The sequence below is a fragment of the Hoeflea sp. AS16 genome, assembly GCF_038900095.1.
Taxonomy (GTDB): domain Bacteria; phylum Pseudomonadota; class Alphaproteobacteria; order Rhizobiales; family Rhizobiaceae; genus Hoeflea.
In genome coordinates, this window is record NZ_JBBMQQ010000003.1 from 543,979 (window position 1) to 569,311 (window position 25,333).

The window sequence follows — 25,333 nt, forward strand, 5'->3', positions numbered from 1 at the left end:
GCGCGTCCGTTTATGTGCGGAGTCATGTCGAATTTCCCGGCCCGCCTGCTTGAAGGCTACCAGAATTTCATGAGCGGCCGTTATACGGCCGAGCGGCAACGTTACAGGGACCTGGCTGAATCCGGCCAGGAACCGCATACGCTGGTGATCGCCTGTTGCGATTCACGTGCCGCGCCCGAGACCATATTCGATTGCGGTCCCGGCGAATTGTTCGTTGTGCGCAACGTCGCCAACCTGGTGCCGCCTTATGCGCCGGACAGCAATTACCACGCGACCTCGGCTGCGCTGGAATTTGCCGTGCAGTCGCTCAAGATCCGCCAGATCGTGGTAATGGGGCATGGCCGCTGCGGCGGTATCAAGGCGGCTCTCGATCCCAATGCCGCACCGCTGTCGCCCGGCGATTTCATCGGGCAATGGATGGGGTTGCTGAAACCTGCCGCACAGCAGATTCAGGACAGCCAGTTGATGACCAGCGGCGAACGCCAAGTGGCGCTGGAACGGATTTCGATCCGCAACTCGATGGCGAACCTGCGAACGTTCCCTTGCGTCAAGATCCTGGAAGACCGCGGCAAGATGGTGATCAGTGGTTCCTGGTTCGACATCTCAACCGGCGAATTGTGGGTCATGGATCCCAAGACCGGAGATTTTTTCAGGCCTGAAGCACCCGGCGCTTGACATCGGGTGCTGCCCTCCGGTTCCATGAGTCTTTAAGCGTCAAAAGGCGCGCGATGACTTTGGGAGCCTGCGATGATTGCAATCCGGACTTTGTTTTTGGTGTTGGCTTTCGGGTTATTGCTGCCGGTTTCGTCGGCTGTCTCTCAAAATTCATTGCTTGATCGCTGGTATACAGCGCTGTTCGACGTCAATCGCCTGGCAATTGCCGATCTGCTGGCCGACGACGCCGTCATCACGATCGAGGATCTGGGCGTGATCCAGACCAAGGCCGAATTCATCGAGGCGCTGGATGAATGGGAAGATGCAGTGGAGAACGCCAATCTTGCCTGGCAACTCGAAGCAGGCACCGAGGCTGATGCAACAACCGCCTCGGTCCTGGTGTGTTACCAGTTCCCGGAAAACGAGAAGATGATCCGGGAGGTTTTCGGATTTCGCGACGCCAAGATCGTCAGCAGCGTCCAGACAACTGTCGGTGACAGCTGCGAGAATTTCTAGCCACCGTCGATTTCAGCGCCGATCTTGGCGATGGCTTTCTGATACACGCCTGCCGCGTTCCAGCCCTGAATGGCGCGGAAATTGGGTTCACCAGGCTGGTAGCCAGCACCCCGGCGCCAGCCATGGCCGCGCAGAAAATTGGCGGTCGAAGCCAGTGCATCGGCTGACGATCCGAGATTGATACCGGCACTGTTGTCGCCATTGACACCAAAGCGGACCACGTTGGCCGGCAGGAACTGGGTCTGGCCGATTTCACCATGGGCGGCCCCCTTGAAGTCGGGCGACATCCAGCCCTTCTGGATCAGCTGCAGCTGGGCATAGAGCTGTTCGGTGAAGAAGGCGGAGCGGCGGCAGTCGTAGGCCAGCGTTGCGACCGCGGACATGGTGTGCTGGTTGCCGGTGAAGGCGCCAAAGCCCGACTCCATGCCCCAGATCGCGATCAGCGGACCGGCCGGAACGCCGTATTTCTTCTCGATGGCCGCGAACAGGCGGGCCTTCTGCTTCTTGATCCGCTTGCCCTTGGCGATGATGGTCGCGGCGCCGCGTTTGCGCATGAACTGGTCAAACGACAGCTTGAAGCTCTTCTGGTTGCGGTCAAGGGAAATGGTCTTGGTGGCGTAGCGGACATTCTTGAAGGCCCGGTCGAGCGTGCGCTTGGAAATGCCGGCTCTTGCCGCTTCGGTCTTGAATTGATCAATCCAGGCCGGAAAGCCGCTGGAATTGTTGCCGCATTGGGCTGCTTGCGCCGGCCCGCTCAGCCCGGCTGCGATGAGTGCTGCGATACCCCATGCTTTCAGTTTTCGAGCCTTGTCGTCCATGCAAAATAACCCCTGCGCCAGGTGAAAAACGGTCCGGAGCGGACTTTGCCAGCGATTCGGGCAAAAGTCACGTTGCGGCAGAAGATGAAAAACCCTGCCATTGACGGGCAATGGCAGGGTTTCTTGTTTCAGGCCTGTTTGACCTCAGGCTTCGGCGCGCGGCTTGATCAGGCGCCGGTTGACCAGCAGCTCGGCAATCTGGATGGTGTTGAGTGCAGCACCCTTGCGCAGATTGTCGGACACAACCCAGATGTTGAGGCCATTCTCCACTGTCGCGTCCTCGCGAATGCGCGAAATGAAGGTGGCGTCCTCGCCGGCGCATTCATAAGGCGTGATGTAGCCACCGTCCTCATGCTTGTCGATGACCTGGCAGCCGGGCGCGTCGCGCAGGATGTCACGGGCCTCTTCGGCGCTGATCTCGTTTTCGAACTCGATGTTGACCGATTCCGAATGACCGATGAAGACCGGCACACGCACGGCGGTGCAGGTAACCTTGATCTTCGGATCGAGCATTTTCTTGGTTTCGGCCAGCACCTTCCATTCTTCCTTGGTGTAGCCGTCTTCCATGAAGTCATCGATATGCGGGATGACGTTGAAGGCGATCCGCTTGGTGAACTTGTGGGTGGAAATCGGATCGGCGACGAAGACCGCGCGGGTCTGGTTGAACAGCTCGTCCATGCCGTCCTTGCCGGCGCCGGAAACCGACTGGTAGGTCGACACCACGAGACGCTTGATCCTGGCATGGTCATGCAACGGCTTGAGCGCGACAACCAGCTGGGCGGTCGAGCAGTTCGGATTGGCAATGATGTTGCGCTTGGTATAGCCGGTAATCGCGTCCGGGTTCACTTCCGGCACGATCAGCGGCACATCGGAATCGTAACGCCAGGCGGAGGAATTGTCGATGACGATGCAACCCTGCGCACCGATCTTCGGCGACCATTTCTTGCTGACCGTGCCGCCGGCCGACATCAGGCAGAGATCGGTGTCGGAGAAATCATAGGTCTCGAGATTTTTCACCTTCAGGGTCTTTTCACCAAAGGAAACTTCGGTGCCGACCGAGCGGCTCGAGGCGAGGGCTACGACTTCGCTGACAGGGAAGGCGCGCTCTGCAAGGATATTGAGCATTTCGCGGCCGACATTGCCCGTCGCCCCGGCGATTGCGATTTTGAAACCCATGGTTCCCGTGCTCCTCTCTCCCCTTGTTAGCGGTCAAGCGCCACTCTTCCCGCCCCGGGGAGAGTGAGGGGCGGAACGGGTCAGATCGTGGTTTTGGTTTTGATCGTGGTGCGCATGGTGGCGGTGTTTTGCTGCAAGTGTGCTGAAATGTCAATTCGACTCCGATCGGGACAATTGTCCGGCAGGCGTGGCCCTGCGCAGCGGATTACGCCCGCCGGGATTTCATGGCCTGCCTGAGGCATTTGCCGCCGACCCGCAGCGGCGTTGACCGGTGGTTATGGTGCTGGGCGTCCAGCTGGTGCTGGCGCCCTTCGGCAGGCACGTGGAGGCCATTCGTTCTCAGCATCGCCAATCCATGTTACAGCGCCTGCTCGATAGAACCGCCGGGGACACCAGATGACTGATTTTCTGCTGCTTGCATTCGTGTTTCTCGTCGCCGGCGTTTTCTCGGTGCCGATTGCCACGCGGCTGGGCCTGGGCTCGGTGCTTGGCTATCTCATCGCCGGTATCCTGATCTCGCCGGTGCTGGCGCTTCTCCAAGTCGACGTGTTGTCGATCCAGCATTTTGCCGAGTTTGGCGTTGTCATGATGCTGTTCCTGGTCGGGCTGGAGCTGGAGCCGAAACTGCTGTGGCAGATGCGGGCCCGTTTGCTTGGCCTTGGTGGTGCGCAGGTGATCGGCAGCACGCTGATCGTCATGCTGGTGGCAATGATGCTCGGGCAGCCCTGGACGGTGAGCCTGGCGATCGGTCTGGTGCTGTCGCTCTCGTCGACCGCAATCGTGCTGCAGACGCTAAACGAGAAGGCGCTGATGAAAAGCGATGGCGGCCAGTCAAGTTTTTCTGTGCTTCTGTTCCAGGACATTGCCGTCATCCCGATGCTGGCGCTGATCCCCCTGCTGGCGCTGCCGGAGCTTGTCGAGGTCCAGCATGCGGTGACAGCCGGTCACGGCGCTGAAGAGGCCGGTCATGGGATGACGCTCAGCCTGGTTGACGGGCTCAATGCTTGGCAGACCACACTTGTGACCCTGGCTGCCGTGGCCGTTGTCATCGCTGCCGGAAGTTACCTGACGCGGCCCCTGTTCCGGTTCATCGCCGGATCGCAATTGCGCGAACTGTTCACGGCGACAGCGCTGCTGATGGTGATCGGCATTGCGCTCTTGATGTCGCTGGTCGGGCTGTCACCGGCGCTCGGCACCTTTCTGGCCGGGGTGGTGCTGGCCAACAGCGAGTATCGCCACGAACTCGAATCCGACATCGACCCGTTCAAGGGGCTGCTGCTCGGGCTGTTTTTCATGAGTGTCGGCGCGGGGGTGAATTTCGCGCTTCTGGCAGACAATCTGGTGCTGATCGTTGCTCTCACCGTGGGCCTGATGACCATCAAGGCCTCGGTGCTTTACGTGCTGGCGATGGTGTTCAAGCTGCGCGGGTCCGATCGCTGGCTGTTTGCCCTGGGGCTGGCGCAGGCGGGTGAATTCGGCTTCGTGCTGCTGTCGTTCACTGTGGCCAATGCGGTGATACCTGCCGCGATTGCCGATCAGTTGCTGCTGGTGGTGGCGCTGTCGATGTTGCTGACGCCTGCCCTGTTCATCTTCTATGACCGGGTGATTGCTCCACGATATATCAAGGCTGAGGGCCGTGCGGCGGACACGTTCGAGGAAGAAAACCACATCATCATCGCCGGCCACGGCCGCGTCGGTGGGTTGATCCGGCGGATGTTGTCGGCTGCCGGCTACACCTCCACGGTGATAGACTTCAATTCCAAACGCATTGACATGATGGGGCGGTTCGGACTGAAAACCTATTATGGCGATGCCACAAGGCCTGACCTGCTGCATGCGGCAGGTGTTGCCAACGCGAAACTGTTCATCATCGCCATCGATGACCGGGAACAGATAACCGAGCTGACCAGATACCTGATCAAGACCTATCCCAAACTGCATGTACAGGCCCGGGCACTGGATCGCGACCATGTCTATGATCTCTGGCTTGCCGGTTGCCGCGATGTCGTGCGTGAAACCTATGACAGCACGATCCGCATGGGGCGGTCCTCGTTCGAGGCGCTGGGGATCAAGACCGAGCACGCGCACGCCATGGCTGACGCCTTTGACCGGATGGACCGGAAGGCGCTGCTCGAAGTGGCGAGCGCCTACAACCCGGATATTCCGCTGGCGGAAAACGACGCCTACATCAACAAGGTCAAGGAAGCCATGGTGCTGCGGCAGGGGGAACTGTCGCAGGAGATGAGGGCCATCCGCGAGGCGGACTGAGCAGACTGGGCTGTCGCGGGGACAGGGATTTGCCCCCGTCACCCGTGACCGCGGATTACCCGATCGTGCGGGTGGCGCCGGACACCCTGATCGAGCTGCCGGGCTCGCCGGTGAACTGCGCTTCAATGACGGATTTCTCGCCCATGTCTTCGCCCTGGGTGAGCCGGATGCTGTTCTGGTGCGGCCAATTCAGATCGCGCAGGTAACCGGCAAAGGCTGCTGCGGCTGCCCCGGTTGCGGGATCTTCCAGAACACCACCGGAGGCGAAGGCATTGCGCACGTCGAATTCGCTGTCGCTGCGGACATAGACCAGCATGATGGTGACAAGACCATGCTCGCGCATCAGGGCGCGGCCTGCGTCGAGGTCGTAGTTCATGGCGGCAAGATCGCCACGGTCCCTAAGCGCCAGCACAAGATGATCGGCGCCGGCATGGATTTCGGCTGGCGGCAGCGCCGGGTCGAGTTGCTCCCTGCGATAGCCGAACAGCGCCAGCGCCTGACCGACCAGCTTTTCATTGGCGGCAGTGCTGCGCGTCGGCGGGGACTGAAGTGCAGCCATATAGCCTTGCGCGGAAGCAGCAGCCTCGACGGTGATATCGGCGTTGTTGAGCTGCAGCGCAAAGCGTCCATCGCCCGCGTGCCGGGCAAGGGCTGCTCCCAGCGCGATGGTCGCGTGGCCGCAGAACGGGACTTCCGATTCAGGCGAGAAATAGCGAACCCGCCAACGGTCCGATCCGCCATCGGGCATGGCGAAAGCGGTTTCGGAATAGCCGACCTCGGCTGCAACCCGGCGCATCTCGGCCTCGTCGGGAAAACGCTCGGTGATGACGATGCCGGCAGGGTTTCCACCCTTGCCCACATCGGAAAAGGCGGCGATGCGCTGAACAGTCATGTTGATTTCCTTTCCATTCGATGTGGCCTCAGGATAGGGGTTTTCAGTCAGTTTGGCCTTGAGTTATCTTAGGTGTTTGGGACTATTTGCATAGAATTGAAAGCTTGGAACAGCTTGGAGGCTTCAGAATGAATATTGATGAGAAGGATCGCCTGATTATCAAGTTGCTGGGCGCCAATGCCCGGATGCCGGTCAGCGAGATGGCGAGGCAGGTTGGCCTGTCGGGTCCAGCGACCAGCGAGCGGATACGGCGGCTGGAGAATAACGGCATCATCTCCCGGTTTACCGTGGAACTCGACCTTGCGGCGCTGGGGTATCCGCTGCAGGCCATTGTCCGGATCAAGCCCCGGCCTGGCAACATGCACATTGTCGAGGAGATGATCTTCAACGAGCCGGGTTTTCTCGATTGCGACAAGGTGACGGGCGATGATTGCTTCGTCACCAGGCTGGCGCTGCGTTCGATCGCCGATCTTGATCCGGTCCTGCTGCCGTTTCACGAAAAGGCTGAAACCAACACCGCGATCATCAAGTCATCGCCATTGCGCGCCCGGGTTCCGGTTTGAAAGCTGCATCAAAAAACCCGGACCGGCATGATGCCGGCCCGGGTTGAAGCGAGTGGACCTTGTGTCCGGTTTGTCAGCCGGCGTAAGCGGCCAGGATTGCATCACCCATTTCAACGGTCGAGACCTTCTGGCAGCCATCGGACATGATGTCGCCGGTGCGCAGGCCCTTGTCGAGCACGGTTGCAATCGCGGCTTCGAGACGATCGGCCTCGGCCACCATGTTGAAGGAATACCGCAGGCACATGGCAAACGACGCGATCATGGCGATCGGGTTGGCGATGCCCTGGCCGGCGATGTCCGGAGCCGAACCGTGCACCGGTTCATAGAGCGCCTTGCGCTTGCCGGTCGTGGCATTGGGTGCGCCGAGCGAGGCCGACGGCAGCATGCCGAGCGAACCGGTCAGCATGGCGGCGATATCCGACAGCAGGTCGCCGAACAGGTTGTCGGTGACGATGACGTCGAACTGCTTGGGCCAGCGCACAAGCTGCATGCCGCCGGCGTCGGCCAGCATGTGGCTCAGTTTGACGTCGGAGAAGCGTGCCTTGTGGGTGGCGGTGACCACCTCGTTCCACAACACGCCGGATTTCATGACATTGCGCTTTTCCATCGAACAGACTTCGTTCTTGCGGGTGCGCGCCAGCTCGAAGGCAACAGCGGAAATGCGCTCGATTTCGTAGGTGTCGTAGACCTGCGTGTCGATGCCGCGCTTCTGGCCGTTGCCGAGATCGATGATTTCCTTGGGTTCGCCGAAATAGACGCCGCCGGTGAGTTCGCGCACGATCAGGATGTCGAGACCTTCAACCACGTTCTGCTTCAGCGACGACGAATTCGCCAGCGCCGGATAGCAGATGGCGGGCCGCAGGTTGGCGAACAGTTCCATGTCCTTGCGCAAGCGCAGCAGGCCGGCTTCGGGGCGGACTTCGTAGGGAACGGCATCCCACTTCGGTCCACCGACAGCGCCGAACAGCACCGCGTCGGCTGCCATCGCCTTTTCCATGTCGGCATCCGAAATCGCCTGGCCGCAGGCATCATAGGCGCAGCCGCCAACGAGGCCTTCATCGGTTTCGAAGCCGGTGGACTCCTTGTCGTTCATGAAGCCGATGACCTTGCGGACTTCAGCCATGGCCTCAGGGCCAATGCCATCACCTGGGAGGAGGAAGAGAGTGCGTGTTGCCATTTTGAAGTCCCCGGACCAAAATCGAAAAGATGAAGCGTCCTTAAACACCCTGCGGAGGGTTTTCAACTGTCTGGCTTGCGAACTCGCCTTTTGACCCGGTTGTGCCGGACGGTTCAACTTGTTGTTCTGGTTGCCGTGCCGGCCTTTCCGGTTGCAGCGGAACCGCTGTTCGGGCTGCCGCTTGTCTGCCCGCAGGGCTCGATCTGCCCGATCCAGCAATTTGCCGATCTCGACCCGGGTCCCGGCGCACGGGATCCCTGGTGCGGAACCAAGACCTATGATGGTCACAAGGGAACGGATTTCCGGGTTCTGTCAATGCAGGATGTGGCGCGCGGGGTCGAGGTTGTCGCCATGGCCGACGGTGTCGTCAAAGCGTCCCGCGACGGAATGGCCGACCGGCTGGTGGCGACCGACGCGGACCGCAAGGCGGTCAGTTCACGCGAATGCGGCAATGGCCTGATCCTTGATCATGGCGAAGGATATGAAACCCAGTATTGCCATATGCGGCAGGGTTCGCTGCGGCTGGCGCCGGGGGCGAAGGTGCGCAAGGGCGATGTGCTCGGCCTTGTCGGGGCATCAGGGATGGCCCAGTTTCCGCATGTGCATGTGACATTGCGCCGCGATGGCAAGGTGACGGATCCGTTTACCGGGCTGGAAGCCGGCCAGGCCTGCGCCGTCTACGAGACAGCGGCAGAATTCAGCGGACGGATGGATGCCAAAGCGCTGGCAGATTTCGCCGCGCCTGAGCTGCCGACGGTGTTGTCCGCCGGATTTGCGGATCGCCCGGTCAACGACAGGGAACTCGTGCAGTCGGGCGTTCCGACGCCTCCGGGCAGGCTCTCACAGGCGCTGGTCGGCTATATCTGGGCGATCAACCTGGCAAAGGGAGACCGTTTCATGCTGCGGATCGAAAAGAACGGGCAGGTGTTCAGCGAGCAGACCACCGAGCCGCTGGATCGTTCAAAGGCGGTCTATGTCGCCTATTCCGGCAAAAAGGGCGCACCGGCAGCCGGGCACTACCGGCTGGAAGCCGCAATCGTCCGGCAGGGCAGGAAGATTGCGCTGGAGAGCAGTGAACTGACGCTCAAATGAATCGTTAGGCTAGATCTTCTGCACCGCGATCACCGCATTGGTGCCGCCGAAGGCAAATGCGTTGGAGATGGCGATATCGACCTTCTTTTCGCGCGCCACGTTGGGCGTGACGTCGAGATCGCAGAGCGGGTCAGGCGTTGTGTAATTGATGGTTGGCGGGATCACGCCCTCGCGCACCGCATTGACGCAGGCAATCAGTTCGATGGCGCTTGATGCGCCAAGGCAATGGCCGTGCATGGATTTGGTTGATGAAACCGAAACCGTATCGGCGGCAGAGCCGAAAACTTCGCGGATGACGCGGGTTTCGGTCTGGTCGTTGGTCTGTGTGGCGGTGCCGTGAGCGTTGATGTAATCGACCTGGTCAGCGGAAATGCCGGCGTCAGCGAGGCAATTCCGAACCGCCGCCGCAGGCCCCTCGACCGTCGGGTTGACGATATCGGAGGCATCTCCGGACATGCCGACGCCGATGATTTCGGCCAGAATGTTGGCGCCGCGCGCCTTGGCATGCTCATAGGATTCGAGAACCGCGATTGCTGCGCCATCGCCGAGCACCAATCCGTCACGGTCAGCCGAGAATGGCCGGCAGACCGAACGGGCGAGAACGCGGAGCGATTCCCAGGCCTTGAGCGGACCGTAGACCAGGGCCAGTTCGGCGCCGCCGGCGAGCATCACGTCGGCGCGGCCAAGCCTGATCTGGTCAATGGCCGAAATGAAGGCGTGATTGCCTGACGCACAGGCCGAGGTGACGCCAAAGACCGGGCCCTGCAGCCCCATGGCGATGGAGACATGTCCCGATGGACCGCTCGGCATCACCCGCGGAACCGTGAAAATGTGCGCGCGCTTTTTCTTTTCCAGGAAAATGTCGACATAGCTCTGGTCGACCGCATCGGTGCCGAAGATGCCGACACCGACAACCGCGCCGGAGCGCTGCGGGTTGAATTCACCCGCCTCCAGGCCGGCCTGTTTCATGGCCTGGCGCGCGGCGATCACCGAAATCCGGCTGATCCCGCTCATGGTCAGGCTCTGGCGCTTGTCGATTCCGTCGTCTTCGGGGTAGCCGACGATGCCGCAGCCGGTGGTGACCTTGAGGTCGCGGGTTTCCATCTCCAGCGGACGGCAGCCGTCACGGCCTTCCTTCATGCTGGTCCAGATGTCGTCCGAATTTCCGCCGAGGGCACAGATGCCGCCCATTCCGGTGATGACGACACGCCGCTGGTTCATGATCAGTTCTTGTCCGCGACGAGCTTCTTGACCATGTCGACGATGTCGCCGACGGTCTTGAGCGATTCCCAGGCTTCTGCTGTGTTCAGATCGATCTCGATGTCGTGCTGATCCTCGATATCCATAACGATCTCGGTCAGGACGAGGGAATCGATTTCGAGTTCAGCCAGTTCGGTGTCGCGAGTGATCGCGCCAGCTTCGATTTCCCCGGAGGATGCAATCAATGCGATGATTGATGCTTCGATATCCTTGGACATAGATACTCCCCTCTGCGCGCGTTGATAACGCGAAATTCATCATGAAGTCCGGCTGCCGATTGCCAGCAGACCAGACCTAAAGCCAAGGGTGATTGTCAGATGCCCTGGATTCATACGTATCGATGGCGCTGGCTTTCTCGAGAGTCAATCCTATGTCGTCCAGTCCATTGAGAAGGCAGTGCTTCTTGAAGGCATCGATATCGAATGTGATCACGCCGCCGTCCGGCCCGCGGATTTCCTGCTCTTCGAGGTCAATCGACACGGTTGCATTGGCGCCGCGGCGTGCGTCGTCCATCAGCTTGTCGAGGTCTTCCTGGCTGACGACGATCGGCAGGATGCCGTTCTTGAAGCAGTTGTTGTAGAAAATGTCGGCGAAGCTGGTGGAAATCACGCAGCGAATGCCAAAATCCAGCAATGCCCAGGGCGCATGTTCGCGCGAGGAACCGCAGCCGAAATTGTCACCGGCGATCAGGATCGATGCATTGCGCCAAGCAGGCTGATTGAGCACGAACTCGGGATTTTCCGAACCGTCTTCATTGTAGCGCGCTTCGGCAAACAGGCCTTTTCCAAGACCGGTGCGCTTGATCGTCTTGAGATAATCCTTCGGGATGATCATGTCGGTGTCGATGTTGACAACCGGAAGGGGTGCGGCAACGCCGGTGAGGCGAGAGAATTTTTCCATGACTTGCTGGTCCTGTCTGTCTGTGCCGGAGCATTTAACAAACATGGAGCGGAAAAAGAAGAGGCTGACCGCCACTTCGCCGCAAGAAGGCAGCTTCCTGCGGCAAAAGTCAGGAATTACATGTCGATAATGGTGCCGCGCCCGTCGTTCCAGACCCTGTATTCGGTCCTGGACCTGTCAGCGTTTGCAGCCGTGGAGGCCTTGGCCATCGCAGGCTGAAACCGTCCGGTCAACCGGGCCAAGGCAATAGCGCCGGCCGCAACCGTGCCAATAACCAGCGCCAGGGCGACGCCTGCGAAGGCCGCGAACACCAGGCCCAGACCGGTCAAGACTGCGAGAATGTTTCTCATAACCACTTTCCCTTGTTTCATGTATCTGGATGTGGGGATCGCAGCCTCGGCGTTCAATAGGGCCCCTGTTCGGTCCGCGTGACCGCGCTGGCAACCGCACATATCTGTTGTGCCCGGGATGGGGCCCCTTGCAAGGCTGTACCGTCGAAGGCAATAAATGCGGCATGAACCAGTCATCCTCATTCAGGCCGGTCCGGCCGCGCCGTTCCGTGCTTTACCTGCCGGCAAGCAATTCCCGCGCTCTCGACAAGCTGCCGGGTCTTTCCTGTGACAGCGCTGTATTCGATCTCGAGGATTCGATCGCGCCGGGGGCCAAGGCCGAGGCGCGCGAGAATCTCCGCCGCTTCTTCACCGATGGCCGGGCTGACGCGCTGCCGTCCGGGATGGAGACCGTGATCCGAATCAACTCGCTGTCGTCGCCATGGGGCGGCGAGGATCTGCTTGCCGCGCGCGGCTGCAAGCCGGACGCGATTCTGATTCCCAAGGTCGAGGCGCCTGAAGATATCGCGGCGGTGGAGGATGCGCTCGAGCAGACCGATGCGCTCCCGAGCTTGCGGCTCTGGGCCATGATCGAAACCCCGCACGGGGTGATGAACGCTGGCCAGATTGCACGGTCGGCGCGTTCGGATGGTGCGAGGCTCGATTGTTTCATCACCGGAACGAACGACCTGATCAAGGAAACCGGTGTTGCCGCCCTGCCTGGGCGGCCGTGGTTGTCATCCTGGCTGATGCAGATCGTGCTGGCGGCACGCGCCTACGGGCTCGATGTGCTCGATGGCGTTTACAATGACTTCAAGGACGAGGCGGGACTGATCCGCGAATGTAGCGAAGGCCAGGCGATGGGCTTCGATGGCAAGACGCTGATCCACCCGGCGCAAATTGGCCCGGCAAACACGGCGTTTGGCATTTCGCCCGAACGGCTCGCGGATGCCAGGGCGATTGCGGACGCTTTCGCGATCCCGGACAACCAGGGCCGCGGCGTCATCAGTCTTGACGGAAAGATGGTCGAGCGGCTGCATCTGGAGATGGCCGAACGGCTGATTGAAAAGGCGGCGCTGATTTCGGCGCGGCATGGCGGAGACCAGACCAGATGAAGCTCTATCGTTTTCTCACCGGGCCCGACGAAGGCGCCGATTTTTGCCACAAGGTCAGTCTGGCCTTGTCCAAGGGCTGGCAATTGCATGGATCGCCTTCATTGGCTTTCGACGCGACAACCGGCAAGGTTCTGTGCGGCCAGGCGGTGACCAAGGATGTGGACGGCAAGGATTACCATCCCGACATGAAACTTGGCGAGCAGTGATCTTGACCGACTTCCTGACAGCGGCGGATACGGCCGAACTGGTTGCCTTGCGGCACGCGCTTCATCGCAGGCCGGAGCTTTCAAGCCAGGAGCGGGAAACCGCCGCCCGGATTGCAGCCGAGCTTGAACGCTGCCGTGCCGACGAAATCCTGACGGATCTTGGAACCCATGGAGTGGCGGCTGTCTATGACAGCGGTGTCGAGGGGCCGACGGTGCTGTTCCGGTGCGAACTTGACGGATTGCCGATCACCGAAATCTCCACCTTCGCATGGCGTTCGGAGATCGAAGGCAAGGGGCATTTGTGCGGCCATGACGGCCACATGGCGATCCTGTGCGGCCTGGCAAGGTATCTGGATGCAAACAGGCCGGCTCGCGGCCGGGTGGTGCTGATGTTCCAGCCCGCCGAGGAAACCGGGGCCGGGGCTGCAGATGTTATCGCCGATGCCCGGTTCGGGCAGATCCGGCCGGATTTCGCCTTTGCCCTTCACAATCTGCCGGGCCTGCCGCTGGGTGCGGTCGGTGTCCGGCCGGGCCCGTTCACCTTCGCGTCCGAGGGACTGGCGATCAGGCTTTCGGGCCGCACCTCTCACGCGGCTCAGCCCGAGGCGGGTCTAAGTCCTGCGGCGGTGATGTGCAGGCTCATGGAGGCGCTTCCGGCGCTGCCTGAAACGCTGGGCCATACGCCGGGTCACTCGCTGGTCACGCTTTCGCACGCGCGGCTGGGCGAGGCTGCTTTCGGGATTTCTCCGGGCGAGGCCGACATCTTCGTGACCGTGCGCGCCATCGACGATGAATTGCAGGCGGCATTGATGGACCGGGCCGAGACCCTGGCGCGGGATCTGGCCAAGGCCGGCGGCCTCGGCGTGGATTTCGACCGGCACGAGAATTTCGCCGCGGGGCACAATGACGAGGAGGCCGTGGCGCGGATCGAAAAGGCAGCAGACGCACTGGGAGTGAAGCGCGTCGTGGTCGGCGATCCGTTCCGCTGGTCGGAAGATTTCGGCCGTTTCGGCAGCGTGGCCAAAACCGGCCTGTTCGTGCTCGGCTCGGGCGAGGACCATCCCGGGCTGCACAATCCCGATTTTGATTTTCCCGATGAACTGATTCCGGCGGGCGTCAGCCTGTTCGCGTTGATCGCGCGGGATCTCTGCGGCTGAGGCCGTCGGAGCCGCGTCCCGGTCGCGAGCCGGATCTCAGGTGACCCCGGCCTCGATGCGCTCCATGTCGTCATCGGAGAGGCCGAAATGATGGCCGATCTCGTGGATCAGGACATGCGTGATGATGTCGCCGAGCGTTTCGTCATTTTCGGCCCAGTAATCAAGGATCGGCCGGCGATACAGGATGACCCGGTTGGCAAGTTCTCCGGTTTCCATGGTGAAACGCTCGGTCAGGCCGCGCCCTTCGAAAAGTCCCAGGAGATCGAAAGGGGTTTCAAGCCCCATGTCCTCGAAGATGTCGTCTTCGGGAAAATCGGCAACGATGATCGCCACATCGCCGGTATGGGAGCGGAAGCTTTCCGGCAAATTGGCATAGGCATCGATTGCCAGCGATTCGAACTCGGCAAGAGAGGGCGCATGCCGGTCTCGCCAATCCCCTGTCTGATCAATTCGCGCCATGAAAAGTCCCTTCGCCTGAATCGTCCGGTCAAGCCACGAATGTGCATATAAGAGAAACCGCCCGGCATTTCGAGGGCAGGATTTTACGGGGCAGGCATCAGTGCCGCGGAATGTAACGGTCCGACAGGCCCCTGATGATCTCGATCAGCACCGCGGTGAAAACACCGAAGGCCAGCAGGCCGTTGACCGCGACAAAACCAGAGAGCACACGCCAGCCCTTTTCGACAACGACGTCGCCATAACCGACCGTGCTGAAGGACACCATCGAGAAGTAGACGGCCTCCTCCAGGGAGGGAAAAACGCCAAGGAAGTAGAAGAGAACCGCCCAGAGCCAGACGCAAAGCGTATTGGCGAGCAGTATCAGCACGACCGCGCTCGAGAGTGTCTGGAAGAATTGCCAGATACCCGGGCGATGGCCGGAGTAATTGGCTTCAGCCCTGCGAACCAGCCGAATGGTAATGAGCATGAAGGCAATCATCACGGCGGTGGATGCCAGAATGGTCAGGGTGCCGATGATAAGTTCGCAGATCATGAAGTGTTTGTGCCTGCTGCGGTGATGCCGGTCAAATCGGACGAGCGATCCAGACTGGCGGGCAAGTGTGACGATTTGATTGATTCGGCTCTTTCCGATGCTCAGGCTCGGGCCAAAACCCGGGCTGCATCGAATCAGGTTCTTCCAGCAGATCGGAGGTGACGCCGAATCAGAAAAGCGGTTTTGGCGGCGGCGCGCATCACCGGTAGGCGGACCGAAGCCCATCCGGCTTCCCACCGCGAAAAGGCCAGTTTCATCATTGTCGAAATGTGGAGAAACTGGAGCGGGCGAGGCGATTCGAACGCCCGACCCCAACCTTGGCAAGGTTGTGCTCTACCCCTGAGCTACGCCCGCTCATAACCATGTCCGTGGGTAACTCGGACCGGCTGTCGAGGCGGTTCCGCCCCGGACCGGCGCTATATGGCGCAACCTGCTTTCAATTGCAACAGGGAATTTTCAGTCAAATGCAACATATCACAATCTGTCCTGATCGGAGCCGGCTTTGCTGCGGCTTTTGCCCGGTAGCGACAGCGCGGATTTCCTTTGAAAATGGCGGCCATTGCACAGCCCAGCCGGGTTGCTCTATCAAGAGCGGACATGAGGCTGACGTCATGCGGGCGATGCCGCCGGCGTTTCAGCTCCAGCCGACCTGACTTTTCGTTCCAGCAAGAGTTTGTTTCATGCCCAAGACCCGCCAAGATCTCTTCGATTGCCTGGATGCGCTGGGGATCGCGCATCCGACTGTTGACCATGTCCCGGTGTTCACCGTCGCCGAATCGCAATCGCTGAGAGACGAGATCCCGGGGGGGCACACCAAGAACCTGTTCCTCAAGGACAAGAAGGGCGCCTATTTCCTGGTCACGGTCGAGGAAAATGCCGAAGTGAACCTGAAGAGGATCCACACCCTGATCGGGGCCAGTGGCCGGGTTTCTTTCGGCAAGCCGGAAGCGCTGATGGAGAAGCTCGGGGTGACGCCGGGTTCGGTCACCATCTTCTGCGCGATCAATGATCCGGACCACGAAGTGACAATCGTCATTGACGAGCCGCTCCTCGAGCACGAGGTTATCAACGCTCATCCCTTGAGCAATGATGCGACCACGTCGATCGGGCGCGAGGATCTCAAACGCTTTCTCGCCCATACCGGTCATCAGCCGTTGATCTTGAAAGTTTCGGTCTAAAACACGATTTTGAACAGAGATATCTTCCAGCAGGCACGGAATCAGACCCATGAGTGACTTTGACAATCCCTATGCGCCGTCTACCGGCGGCCAGATGAGCGGTACGGTGACGTTCGGCGATACGCCGAAACCGGCCGGTGGCGCAGGAGTCGCCGCGGGAGATCTGATTACCGACACCACGACCGCGGGCTTTACTGCCGACGTGATCAACGCGTCGCGGGATGTGACCGTGCTTGTCGATTTCTGGGCGCCCTGGTGCGGACCCTGCAAACAGCTCACCCCGGTCATCGAGAAGGTGGTGCGCGAATCAAACGGCCGGGTCAAACTGGTCAAGCTGAACATTGACGACCATCCGGCGATTCCGGGTCAGATGGGAATCCAGTCGATTCCCGCCGTGGTCGCCTTTTCCGGCGGCAAGCCGGTGGACGGTTTCATGGGCGCGTTGCCGGAAAGCCAGATCCGCGAGTTCATCGAGAAGGTCGCCGGCCCTCCGGCCAAATCCTCGAACGAAGAGCAGATCGAACAGGTTCTGGCTCAGTCGCGGGAAGCGTTTGCCGCGGGGGATGTGGAAACCGCAGCGCGCGGCTTCGGTGCAATCCTGCAGATGGACCAGGCGCATGTCGGGGCGATTGCCGGCATGGCCGGCTGCATGCTGGAGGCGGGCGAACTTGACCGTGCGGAAAAGCTGCTGAACGCCGTTCCGATGGAAGAACGCAAGGATCTGGAAATCGCCGCCGTGTTCAAACGGCTCGAGATGGCACGGGAAGTGGCCGATCTTGGCGATCCGGTCGAACTGGAAGCGCGGCTGGCTTCCAATCCGGCCGATCACGAGGCGCGGATCAAGTTTGCCAAGATCCTCAATGCGCAGGGCCACCGGGAAGCGGCGGCCGATGAGCTGTTCACGGTCATGCGCATGGACCGGAACTGGGAAGACGAAGCGGCCCGCAAGACGCTGCTGGAGTTCTTCGAGGCCTGGGGCCCCGTGGATCCGGCAACGCTTTCTGCGCGGCGGAAGCTGTCTTCGCTGCTGTTTTCCTGAGAGCCTGATTTATCGCCAGACCCTTGAGATTTTGCTGGTTTGCCCCACATTCCGGTGTGTGATGAACATTGAGGCTTAATGGCATGCAGGTCGGGAACAAATCCTATCGAGTCGAAGCGGATATTCCGGAACAGGTTCCGGTGTTTCCGCTGTCCGGCGCGTTGTTGCTGCCGGGTTCGCAGTTGCCGCTCAACATCTTCGAGCCGCGTTATCTTTCGATGTTTGACGACGCGATGAGCTCGGACAGGCTGATCGGCGTCATCCAGCCGGCGCTTGGCGACACCGAGTCGTGCAAGGGGCCGGTGGAAGACCTGTGCCGGGTCGGCTGCCTCGGGCGCATCACCTCCTTCGCCGAGACAGGTGATGGCCGCTATGTCATCACCTTGGGCGGTGTTTGCCGGTTCAGGGTGATTGGTGAACCGGAACAAGGCCGCAAGCCCTACCGGTTGTGCCGGATTTCGCCGTTCCTTGGCGATCTCGAAGCAGCCGGTGAGGACGCGGAGGTCGACAGGAAGGCTTTGCTGGAAAGCTTCAAGGCCTATCTGGAAGCCAATGACCTGGAGGCCGACTGGAGTTCGGTCGAACGGGCGAGCACGGAAACCCTGGTCAATTCGCTGTCGATGATGTCGCCTTACGGGCCTGCGGAAAAGCAGGCGCTGCTCGAGGCGGACAATCTCAGGGTGCGGGCGGAAACGCTGATTGCCATCACCGAGATTGCCTTGGCACGAAATTCGGACGACTATGACCGGGTTCTGCAATAGGCCGGTTCCGTTGACATGAAAAACCAGACCCAGCCAGCCAAGAGTGCCCGCTCACGGGGGATTGTCGACCCCAAGATGCTGGAGCTTCTGGTGTGTCCGCTGACCTATGGTCCGCTGAAATTCGATGCCGAGAAGGACGAGCTGATTTCGGCTCGCGCCAAACTGGCCTATCCCGTGCGCGACGGCATTCCGATCATGCTGGTCTCGGAAGCCCGGCAGCTTCCCGAAGAAGACTGAGCCCCAACGGGCGCGAGCGGCGACTGAACCAGGCTTGACCGGAAACGGTGTTTCGCCCAAATGTAAGTCAGCCGACCAAATCAGAAAGGTGGACTTGTGTCCAAAAAGGGCGATCAACGCCGCGAAGCGATCGTGGCAGCCGCGGCGCGGCTGTTCTGGGTTCACGGATTTTCCGCGACCAGCATTGCCGACATCGCCCGCGATGCCGGAGTGCCGCAGGGCAACATGTTTTATTATTTCCGCACCAAGGCGGAACTGGCCCTGGCGGTGGCGGATGTTTTTGTCAGCGAAACCCAATCGCTGATCCTTGAAGCCGAGGCCGCATCGCCGGACCCGCGTCAACGCATCCGCTTCCTGTTGCAGCGTCTGGCCCAATCCAACCGCAGCCGGGTCGACAATGGCTGCCCGATCAGCGCGGCTGTCAGGGATTTCCGCCGCTCGGCGCCGGAGGCTTCGGCCCGCGCCAGCCAGAGTTTCGAGCTGCTGGTGAGTTTCATTGCCCGGGAGCTGCAGAAAACCGGCCCGCGGCCGTCCATCGCCATGGCCCGCGCCCGTGCAGTCGTCATCGAATGGCAGGGCGGCATCGCGCTGGCCCATGCTTTCAATGACATGACCGTGCTGACAGAAAGCCTGCGGCGCGCCGAACAAAGCCTGCAGATCGCGGCGTAATCAGGTTGCCGCAAACCGCGGAAAGCGGCGCGGGATCAGATGGTCTCGCCGCGCAGCAAGCGCGGGCCGGAAGCATCGGGGATGCCGGCTGCCTGGTTGATGAAATAGCGTTTCATCCCCGGCATCCTGTCGACAAGGCCGAGGCCGAAATCCCGGATCAGCCGCAACGGCGTGATGTCGTTTGAGAACATGCGGGTGAGGATGTCGCTGGTAACGCCCATGCGGACCGTGTCGAACCGCCGCCATGTCTGGTAGCGCTCGAGAACCGTGAGCGCGCCGATATCGAGGCCAAGCCGGTTTGCCTCGACAACCGTTTCGGCCAGGGCGGCAACATCGCGAAAGCCGAGATTGAGGCCCTGACCTGCTACCGGATGGATTCCGTGGGCGGCGTCACCGGCCAGCGCCAGCCGCGGCCGGACAAATTCACGCGCCAGCGTCAATCCGAGCGGGAAGGCCCGGCGGCCGCCTTCGACGGTCAATGTGCCGAGATGATGGCCAAAGCGGCGTTCCAGTTCGGCCTCGAAGACGAAATCGTCTTCGGCGACAAGCCGGTTGGCGTCCTCGGTGCGTTCGGTCCAGACCAGTGACGAACGGTTTCCGGTCAGGGGCAGGATGGCGAAGGGGCCGGAGGGCAGGAAATGTTCTTCGGCGCGCCCATTGTGCGGCCGCTCGTGCTTGACCGTGGTGACAATGCCGGACTGGCCGTATTCCCAGCGCTGGGTCTTGATGCCTGCCATCTCGCGCAGGCTGGATTTGACGCCATCGGCGGCGACCACGAGCCTGGCCGTGAATTCCCGGCCATCGGCTGTTTCAACGCGGGCACTGGTTTCGGTGATGGCGAGTGCGGATGCCGCCGCAGACTGGTGGATGGGAATGCCGATTTCGGCGGCCTTGTCGCGCAGTGCTCTCACCATGGCGACATTCGGCGCCATGTGGGCGAAAGGCTCGCCGTCCTCGATCGCACCGTCAAATGTCAGAAACACCGGGCGTACCGGATCGGAGGTGCGCGAATCGGTAATGACCATGTCGTTGATGGGCTGGGCCTCGGGTTCTATCGCCCCCCAAACACCCAGCGTGGTCAGCAGGCGCTTGGCGCCGGCCGCGATTGCCGAGGCGCGCTGGTCCTTGCGCCAGACTTCGGGCGGCGCCGCGTCGATCACGGCAATATCGAGGGAAGGGCCCGCGAGCTTGAGCGCCACGGCAGCCGAGAGGCCGACATATCCGCCACCACATACCAGGATATCGAGGCTTGGGGTCGTCATCGCATCTTCCTTCTCAAGATCTGTCCGGCCTTTATTGTGCGGGCAGCATCACAGCGGTTGTCCTGCCGCATATGGCGGCTACGCTCTTTGCAGTGGCGTCTTGACACCGTATACCGCATTGTCATCCTTCAGCCCACCTCTGCGAGAATACCAAAATGTCGCGACCAGCTCCCACCGCCATGGAACAATTGCTCTCCAGCCTCGATATCGAACGGCTCGAGCAGGACCTGTTTCGCGGAACCAGCCCGCAGGTCGGCTGGCAGCGTGTTTTCGGCGGGCAGGTGATCGGCCAGGCGCTGGTGGCGGCGCAGCGCACGATCGCGGCGGACCGGCCGGTGCATTCGCTGCATGCCTATTTCATGCGGCCGGGCGATCCGGCAGCGCCGATCATCTACGAGGTTGACCGGATCCGCGACGGCCTGAGTTTTGCTACCCGCTCGGTGGTGGCGATCCAGCATGGCAAGGCGATCTTCTCGCTGTCGGCTTCCTTCCAGAAGGTCGAGGAGGGGCTTGAGTACCAGGACCCGATCCCCGACGTGGCCCAGCCGCAGGACCTGCCGGGCAAGGAGGAAATGCGGGAGGCATTCCTGACGGGCGCACCCGATCACATCCGCAGCTACTGGGAGCGCGAGCGCCCGATCGAGGTGCGGCCGCTGTCGCTGGAGCACTATATTTCCGACAGGAAACTCGAGCCGCAGCAGAAGGTGTGGGTCCGGACCACCGGCCCGGTGCCAGATGATCACATCATCCAGGCGGCGATCCTGGCATACCTGTCCGACATGACGCTTCTCGACACGGCGCTGTTTGCACATGGGCGGTCGGTGTTCGACCGCAACCTCCAGGTTGCCAGCCTCGACCACGCGATGTGGTTTCACCGGCCTTCGAAGCTTGATGACTGGCTGCTCTACAGCATGGATTCGCCCAACACCAATGGCGGGCGCGGCTTCACCCGGGGCAGCCTTTACCAGCGCGACGGGAAGCTGATTGCCTCGGTGGCGCAAGAGGGATTGATCCGGGACCGGACAAACGCCTAAAAAATAGACACGCAATATTTTATGCCTAATAATTAGCCATACGCTGCACAACAGATTGCGCGGCAGATCTCCCATTCAAATTTTTCCCCTGAAATAACAATGTGTTGTCCGGTTTTTGCGAAACTGGCACGGCATTTGATTTGCTTGTGGTCAGGCGGGTGATCCAACGCGTGTTGGGGATCCTGTCATGAGGGGCGGCATGGCCGCGGACAACAAGGATGGGAAACCAGATGAAAATTGTGATGGCCATCATCAAGCCGTTCAAGCTGGACGAAGTGCGTGAAGCACTGACAGCGATCGGCATTCAGGGCCTGACCGTCAGCGAAGTCAAAGGCTACGGCAGGCAGAAGGGGCATACCGAGATTTATCGCGGGACCGAATATGCGGTGAGCTTTCTGCCAAAACTGAAGATCGAAATCGCGGTTGCAACAGATGCAGTCGACAAGGCGGTGGAAGCCATCGCCGTGTCAGCCAAGACCGGCCAGATCGGCGACGGCAAGATCTTCGTTTACTCGATTGACCAGGCCATGCGCATCCGCACCGGCGAAACCGACGCCGACGCGTTGTAAGGCAACAGGAGATAATCCCATGACACTTCAGATGTCACATAAATCCCCGCTTCGGCTTGGCCTGATGGCCGCGGGCGCACTGGCGGCCTTTGCCGCTCCGGCCTTCGCCCAGGAAGCGACAGAAGCCGCACCGGAATTCGCAACGGCTGCGGAAACCGCCTTCATCTTCAACACGCTGCTGTTCCTTATCGGCGGATTTCTCGTCATGTGGATGGCGGCAGGCTTTGCCATGCTGGAAGCCGGGCTGGTCCGTTCCAAGAACGTCTCCATGCAGTGCCTGAAAAACATCGCGCTGTATTCGATCGCCGGCCTGATGTTCTGGGTCATCGGCTATTCGCTGATGTACACCAATGTCGACGGCGGCTATTTCGGCACGCCAATGCCTTACAGCTGGCCTGATGCGGGCGCCGCCAATGAGGGCGACTACTCGGTTGCATCCGACTGGTTCTTCCAGATGGTGTTCTGCGCCACCACGGCCTCGATCGTTTCGGGCACGCTGGCCGAGCGCATCAAGCTGTGGCCTTTCCTGATCTTCACCGCCATCCTGACCGGCGTTCTCTACCCGATCACGGGTTCCTGGCAGTGGGGCGCCGGCTGGCTTTCCGAAGCTGGCTTCTCCGACTTTGCCGGTTCGACACTGGTTCACTCGGTCGGTGGCTGGGCGGCTCTCGCAGGCGCCATCATCCTCGGCGCACGCCGCGGCAAGTATGGCGCGGACGGCAAGGTCACCCCGATGCCGGGTTCGTCGATGGCGCTCGCCACGCTCGGCACCTTCATCCTGTGGCTCGGCTGGTTCGGCTTCAACGGCGCTTCGCAGCTTGCACTGGGCTCGAACGGTGACGCATCCGACATCAGCCGCATCTTCGCCAACACCAATCTCGCAGCCTGTGGCGGCGTGGTTGCAGCGATGATCCTGACCCAGATCCTCTACAAGAAGGTCGACGTTACCATGGCGCTCAACGGCGCGCTTGCCGGCCTGGTCTCGATCACGGCCGAACCGCTGATGCCTTCGCCGCTGACGGCGATCGTCATCGGTGCCATCGGTGGCGTGATCGTGGTGTTTGCCGTGCCGATGCTCGACAAGCTCAAGATCGACGATGTGGTTGGCGCGATCCCGGTTCACCTTCTGGCCGGCATCTGGGGCACATTCATCGTGCCGTTCTCCAACCCCGACATGTCCTACGGCACCCAGATCCTGGGTATCGTCTCGATCGGCGCCTTCACCTTCGTGCTCTCGGGCGTGATCTGGTTCGTGCTGAAATCGACCGTCGGCATCCGTGCCACGGAAGAGCAGGAAATGATGGGCATGGACATGGCCGAAGTCGGTGTCGAAGCCTATCCGGAATTCACCAAGGTCTGATCACCTTGTAAACGAATCCCGTCGGGGTGGATGTCCACCCCTTCTTTGGGGCCCGGTTCGCCGGGCCTCCTTTTGTTTGCGGCTCCTGCTCGTCATTCTTGCTCGAGATTCCGGGTTCACCACCAAAGCGGGCTGGGTTTCCGGGTTGGCGCACAAAGTGGCAGTGATGAAAATTACGCCATTTATCCGGACCATTGTGCTCAAAAAACCGACAACTTGCCGTCGGGCATAGCCGGATGCATGCGGATTCGGCTGATTTTCGCCGCCAATGGCGTTTGGCACGGCACTTGATTGGGAGAGGGGCAAGTGGTCGGTCCTGCATGTGCCGGACTGGCTGTCATGAGAGGCGCACTGGCCTCTGACAACCAGGATGGGAAACCAGATGAAAATTGTGATGGCCATCATCAAGCCGTTCAAGCTGGACGAGGTGCGTGAAGCCCTGACGGCAATCGGCATTCAGGGCCTGACCGTCAGCGAGGTCAAAGGCTACGGCCGGCAGAAGGGGCACACCGAGATCTATCGCGGCACCGAATACGCGGTGAGCTTCCTGCCCAAGCTGAAGATCGAGATCGGCGTCGCCTCGGATCTCGTCGACAAGGCGGTGGAAGCCATCGCCGTGTCAGCCAAGACCGGCCAGATCGGCGACGGCAAGATTTTCGTTTACTCGATTGACCAGGCCATGCGCATCCGCACCGGCGAAACCGACACCGATGCGTTGTAAGGCAACAGGAGACACTCCCATGACACTTCAGATGTCACATAAATCCCCGCTCAGGCTCGGCCTGACGACGGCAGGCGCTATGGCAGCGCTGGCTGTTCCGGCCTTTGCACAGGAAGCAACCGAAGCAGCCGCCGCAACGATCAACAAGGGCGACACCACGTTCATGCTGATCTCGACCATCCTGGTCCTGTTGATGATCCTGCCCGGCCTGGCGCTGTTTTACGGTGGCCTGGTGCGAACCAAGAACATGCTTTCGGTGCTGGTCCAATGCACGCTGATCACCGCGATGGTGATGGTGATCTGGGTCCTGTACGGCTATTCCTTTGCCTTCGGTGGTTCGGAAAGCGCCTTCTGGGGCGGAACCGCCAAGATGTTCCTGGCCGGTGTCACGCCTGCCAGCGAAGCGGCCACCTTCACCGATGGCGTCAATATTCCGGAATATATCTTCATCGCCTTCCAGATGACGTTTGCCTGCATTACCCCGGCGCTGATCGTCGGCGCATTTGCAGAGCGCATCCGGTTCTCGGCGGTGATGCTGTTTGTGGCGCTGTGGGTCACCTTCGTCTACTTCCCGATCGCCCATATGGTCTGGGATGCCAACGGCCTGCTGTTCAAGATGGGCGCGCTCGACTTTGCCGGCGGCACCGTCGTGCACATCAATGCCGGTATTGCCGGCCTGATCGGCGCGATCATGGTGGGCAAGCGCACCGGCTTCGGGCGTGACATGATGGCACCGCACTCGATGACGCTGACAATGGTCGGGGCAGCGCTGTTGTGGTTCGGCTGGTTCGGCTTCAATGCCGGCTCCAACCTTGAAGCCAATGGTGGCGCGGCGCTGGCGATGATCAATACGTTCACCGCAACTGCCGGTGCAATTCTTGCCTGGACAGCGATTGAAACGCTGCATCGCGGCAAGGCTTCGCTGCTGGGTGCCGTTTCCGGCATGATTGCTGGCCTGGTGGCCGTGACGCCTGCTGCCGGCTTCTCCGGCCCGGTTGGCGCCATTGCGCTGGGCGCAGTCGCCTCGGGCGTGTGCTACTACTTCGTTGCCGTGGTGAAGAACAAGTTCGGCTATGACGACACCGCAGACGTGTTCGGCATCCATGGCGTTGGCGGCATTGTCGGTGCGCTTGGCACCGCGGTCGTCAACATGCCGGGCCTTGGCGGCGCTGGCGGCGAGGGCTATGCCGCCGGTTCGCAGTTCGTGATCCAGGCCTCGGCGGTCGGCATCACCATCGCGTGGTGCGGTATTGCCTCGTTTGTCCTCTACAAGATTGTCGACATGACCCTTGGTCTGCGTGTCAGCATCGAAGACGAACGTCAGGGCCTCGACCTGGCCTCGCATGGCGAAGCTGCCTATCACGGCTGACCAGGCCTGATCTGACGACA

Annotated in this window: 29 protein-coding genes and 1 tRNA gene; 18 read left to right on the plus strand and 12 right to left on the minus strand. The window is 60.9% G+C overall.

Annotated elements, in window-relative coordinates; all coding sequences use genetic code 11:
• Positions 1-24 precede the first annotated feature (24 nt).
• Both WNY80_RS10920 and WNY80_RS10925 read left to right on the plus strand, forming a co-directional pair.
• Entirely contained in the window at positions 25-675 is a 651-nt protein-coding gene (locus WNY80_RS10920) for a carbonic anhydrase (protein WP_342887389.1), read from the plus strand.
• Between the two features lie 153 nt (positions 676-828).
• Positions 829-1,170, plus strand: a complete 342-nt coding sequence (locus WNY80_RS10925) for a nuclear transport factor 2 family protein (RefSeq protein WP_342887390.1) — start codon at positions 829-831, stop codon at positions 1,168-1,170.
• Here WNY80_RS10925 and WNY80_RS10930 read toward each other — a convergent pair.
• The gene (locus WNY80_RS10930) at positions 1,167-1,988 is read right to left on the minus strand and encodes a lytic murein transglycosylase (RefSeq protein ID WP_342887391.1); all 822 of its coding nucleotides are present in this window, start codon (positions 1,986-1,988) and stop codon (positions 1,167-1,169) included. The two genes, WNY80_RS10925 and WNY80_RS10930, sit on opposite strands and share 4 nt — an antisense overlap.
• 144 nt (positions 1,989-2,132) lie before the next feature.
• Positions 2,133-3,164 carry an aspartate-semialdehyde dehydrogenase gene (locus tag WNY80_RS10935; RefSeq protein ID WP_342887392.1) on the minus strand — a complete coding sequence of 344 codons (1,032 nt, stop codon included), beginning with the start codon at positions 3,162-3,164 and terminating at the stop codon, positions 2,133-2,135.
• A gap of 396 nt (positions 3,165-3,560) precedes the next feature.
• Between WNY80_RS10935 and WNY80_RS10940 the strand changes: the two genes are divergently transcribed.
• Complete coding sequence (locus tag WNY80_RS10940) at positions 3,561-5,432, plus strand: monovalent cation:proton antiporter-2 (CPA2) family protein (protein ID WP_342887393.1); 1,872 nt, start codon at positions 3,561-3,563, stop codon at positions 5,430-5,432.
• Positions 5,433-5,487: 55 nt separating this feature from the next.
• On the opposite strand, the gene WNY80_RS10945 is transcribed toward WNY80_RS10940, so the two are convergent.
• Positions 5,488-6,324 (minus strand): PhzF family phenazine biosynthesis protein, encoded by an 837-nt coding sequence (locus tag WNY80_RS10945; protein ID WP_342887394.1) that lies wholly within the window; start codon positions 6,322-6,324, stop codon positions 5,488-5,490.
• A gap of 128 nt (positions 6,325-6,452) precedes the next feature.
• Between WNY80_RS10945 and WNY80_RS10950 the strand changes: the two genes are divergently transcribed.
• Complete coding sequence (locus WNY80_RS10950; RefSeq protein ID WP_342887395.1) at positions 6,453-6,887, plus strand: Lrp/AsnC family transcriptional regulator; 435 nt, start codon at positions 6,453-6,455, stop codon at positions 6,885-6,887.
• A gap of 73 nt (positions 6,888-6,960) precedes the next feature.
• Here the strand turns inward: WNY80_RS10950 and leuB are convergent, their stop codons facing one another.
• Positions 6,961-8,064 (minus strand): 3-isopropylmalate dehydrogenase, encoded by a 1,104-nt coding sequence (gene leuB, locus WNY80_RS10955; RefSeq protein WP_342887396.1) that lies wholly within the window; start codon positions 8,062-8,064, stop codon positions 6,961-6,963.
• A 75-nt stretch (positions 8,065-8,139) separates the two neighbouring features.
• Here leuB and WNY80_RS10960 point away from each other — a divergent pair, with 75 nt between their 5' ends.
• Positions 8,140-9,156, plus strand: coding sequence for a M23 family metallopeptidase (locus WNY80_RS10960; protein WP_342887397.1), 1,017 nt, complete (start codon positions 8,140-8,142; stop codon positions 9,154-9,156).
• A gap of 9 nt (positions 9,157-9,165) precedes the next feature.
• Here the strand turns inward: WNY80_RS10960 and WNY80_RS10965 are convergent, their stop codons facing one another.
• The 4 genes from WNY80_RS10965 to WNY80_RS10980 all read right to left on the minus strand — a co-directional run bounded on the left by WNY80_RS10965 (position 9,166) and on the right by WNY80_RS10980 (position 11,666).
• Entirely contained in the window at positions 9,166-10,377 is a 1,212-nt protein-coding gene (locus tag WNY80_RS10965; protein WP_342887398.1) for a beta-ketoacyl-[acyl-carrier-protein] synthase family protein, read from the minus strand.
• Between the two features lie 2 nt (positions 10,378-10,379).
• The gene (locus WNY80_RS10970) at positions 10,380-10,634 is read right to left on the minus strand and encodes an acyl carrier protein (RefSeq protein ID WP_342887399.1); all 255 of its coding nucleotides are present in this window, start codon (positions 10,632-10,634) and stop codon (positions 10,380-10,382) included.
• A 76-nt stretch (positions 10,635-10,710) separates the two neighbouring features.
• Positions 10,711-11,316, minus strand: a complete 606-nt coding sequence (gene leuD / locus WNY80_RS10975) for a 3-isopropylmalate dehydratase small subunit (RefSeq protein ID WP_342887400.1) — start codon at positions 11,314-11,316, stop codon at positions 10,711-10,713.
• 116 nt (positions 11,317-11,432) lie between these two features.
• The gene (locus WNY80_RS10980; protein ID WP_342887401.1) at positions 11,433-11,666 is read right to left on the minus strand and encodes a hypothetical protein; all 234 of its coding nucleotides are present in this window, start codon (positions 11,664-11,666) and stop codon (positions 11,433-11,435) included.
• Between the two features lie 164 nt (positions 11,667-11,830).
• On the opposite strand from WNY80_RS10980, the gene WNY80_RS10985 reads away from it, so the two are divergent.
• Genes WNY80_RS10985 through WNY80_RS10995 form a run of 3 tightly spaced genes read left to right on the plus strand, consistent with a single transcriptional unit; the run spans position 11,831 to position 14,123 of the window.
• The gene (locus WNY80_RS10985; RefSeq protein WP_342887402.1) at positions 11,831-12,760 is read left to right on the plus strand and encodes a CoA ester lyase; all 930 of its coding nucleotides are present in this window, start codon (positions 11,831-11,833) and stop codon (positions 12,758-12,760) included.
• Positions 12,757-12,966 (plus strand): DUF1737 domain-containing protein, encoded by a 210-nt coding sequence (locus WNY80_RS10990; protein WP_342887403.1) that lies wholly within the window; start codon positions 12,757-12,759, stop codon positions 12,964-12,966. The genes WNY80_RS10985 and WNY80_RS10990 overlap by 4 nt, the downstream gene beginning before the upstream one ends.
• Before the next feature lie 2 nt (positions 12,967-12,968).
• A complete protein-coding gene (locus WNY80_RS10995; protein ID WP_342887404.1) occupies positions 12,969-14,123 on the plus strand; it encodes an amidohydrolase in 1,155 nt (384 codons plus the stop codon).
• Between the two features lie 36 nt (positions 14,124-14,159).
• Here the strand turns inward: WNY80_RS10995 and WNY80_RS11000 are convergent, their stop codons facing one another.
• The 3 genes from WNY80_RS11000 to WNY80_RS11010 all read right to left on the minus strand — a co-directional run bounded on the left by WNY80_RS11000 (position 14,160) and on the right by WNY80_RS11010 (position 15,468).
• Positions 14,160-14,582, minus strand: coding sequence for a metallopeptidase family protein (locus WNY80_RS11000; RefSeq protein ID WP_342887405.1), 423 nt, complete (start codon positions 14,580-14,582; stop codon positions 14,160-14,162).
• Positions 14,583-14,679: 97 nt separating this feature from the next.
• Positions 14,680-15,114 carry an ion channel gene (locus WNY80_RS11005; protein WP_342887406.1) on the minus strand — a complete coding sequence of 145 codons (435 nt, stop codon included), beginning with the start codon at positions 15,112-15,114 and terminating at the stop codon, positions 14,680-14,682.
• 279 nt (positions 15,115-15,393) lie between these two features.
• Positions 15,394-15,468, minus strand: a tRNA-Gly gene (locus WNY80_RS11010).
• 326 nt (positions 15,469-15,794) lie between these two features.
• Between WNY80_RS11010 and WNY80_RS11015 the strand changes: the two genes are divergently transcribed.
• The 5 genes from WNY80_RS11015 (at position 15,795) to WNY80_RS11035 (ending at position 18,998) form a co-directional block, all read left to right on the plus strand.
• Complete coding sequence (locus WNY80_RS11015) at positions 15,795-16,292, plus strand: prolyl-tRNA synthetase associated domain-containing protein (protein ID WP_342887407.1); 498 nt, start codon at positions 15,795-15,797, stop codon at positions 16,290-16,292.
• Positions 16,293-16,341: 49 nt separating this feature from the next.
• Entirely contained in the window at positions 16,342-17,331 is a 990-nt protein-coding gene (gene trxA, locus WNY80_RS11020; protein WP_342887408.1) for a thioredoxin, read from the plus strand.
• Between the two features lie 83 nt (positions 17,332-17,414).
• Positions 17,415-18,092: an LON peptidase substrate-binding domain-containing protein gene (locus WNY80_RS11025; protein ID WP_342887409.1), complete on the plus strand. Its 678-nt coding sequence runs from the start codon at positions 17,415-17,417 to the stop codon at positions 18,090-18,092.
• 15 nt (positions 18,093-18,107) lie between these two features.
• The gene (locus WNY80_RS11030) at positions 18,108-18,329 is read left to right on the plus strand and encodes a Trm112 family protein (RefSeq protein WP_342887410.1); all 222 of its coding nucleotides are present in this window, start codon (positions 18,108-18,110) and stop codon (positions 18,327-18,329) included.
• A gap of 96 nt (positions 18,330-18,425) precedes the next feature.
• On the plus strand, positions 18,426-18,998 hold the full coding sequence (locus WNY80_RS11035; protein WP_342887411.1) for a helix-turn-helix domain-containing protein: 573 nt from the start codon (positions 18,426-18,428) through the stop codon (positions 18,996-18,998).
• Positions 18,999-19,033: 35 nt separating this feature from the next.
• Here WNY80_RS11035 and WNY80_RS11040 read toward each other — a convergent pair whose 3' ends face one another.
• Positions 19,034-20,260 (minus strand): ubiquinone biosynthesis hydroxylase, encoded by a 1,227-nt coding sequence (locus WNY80_RS11040; protein ID WP_342887412.1) that lies wholly within the window; start codon positions 20,258-20,260, stop codon positions 19,034-19,036.
• 155 nt (positions 20,261-20,415) lie between these two features.
• Here WNY80_RS11040 and tesB point away from each other — a divergent pair, with 155 nt between their 5' ends.
• The 5 genes from tesB to WNY80_RS11065 all read left to right on the plus strand — a co-directional run bounded on the left by tesB (position 20,416) and on the right by WNY80_RS11065 (position 25,313).
• Positions 20,416-21,294, plus strand: a complete 879-nt coding sequence (gene tesB / locus WNY80_RS11045; RefSeq protein ID WP_342887413.1) for an acyl-CoA thioesterase II — start codon at positions 20,416-20,418, stop codon at positions 21,292-21,294.
• A gap of 218 nt (positions 21,295-21,512) precedes the next feature.
• The gene (locus WNY80_RS11050) at positions 21,513-21,863 is read left to right on the plus strand and encodes a P-II family nitrogen regulator (RefSeq protein WP_342887414.1); all 351 of its coding nucleotides are present in this window, start codon (positions 21,513-21,515) and stop codon (positions 21,861-21,863) included.
• Positions 21,864-21,894: 31 nt separating this feature from the next.
• Entirely contained in the window at positions 21,895-23,223 is a 1,329-nt protein-coding gene (locus WNY80_RS11055; RefSeq protein WP_342887415.1) for an ammonium transporter, read from the plus strand.
• Between the two features lie 370 nt (positions 23,224-23,593).
• Positions 23,594-23,944 (plus strand): P-II family nitrogen regulator, encoded by a 351-nt coding sequence (locus tag WNY80_RS11060; RefSeq protein ID WP_342887416.1) that lies wholly within the window; start codon positions 23,594-23,596, stop codon positions 23,942-23,944.
• A gap of 31 nt (positions 23,945-23,975) precedes the next feature.
• On the plus strand, positions 23,976-25,313 hold the full coding sequence (locus WNY80_RS11065) for an ammonium transporter (RefSeq protein ID WP_342887417.1): 1,338 nt from the start codon (positions 23,976-23,978) through the stop codon (positions 25,311-25,313).
• The last annotated feature ends 20 nt before the right edge of the window (positions 25,314-25,333 follow it).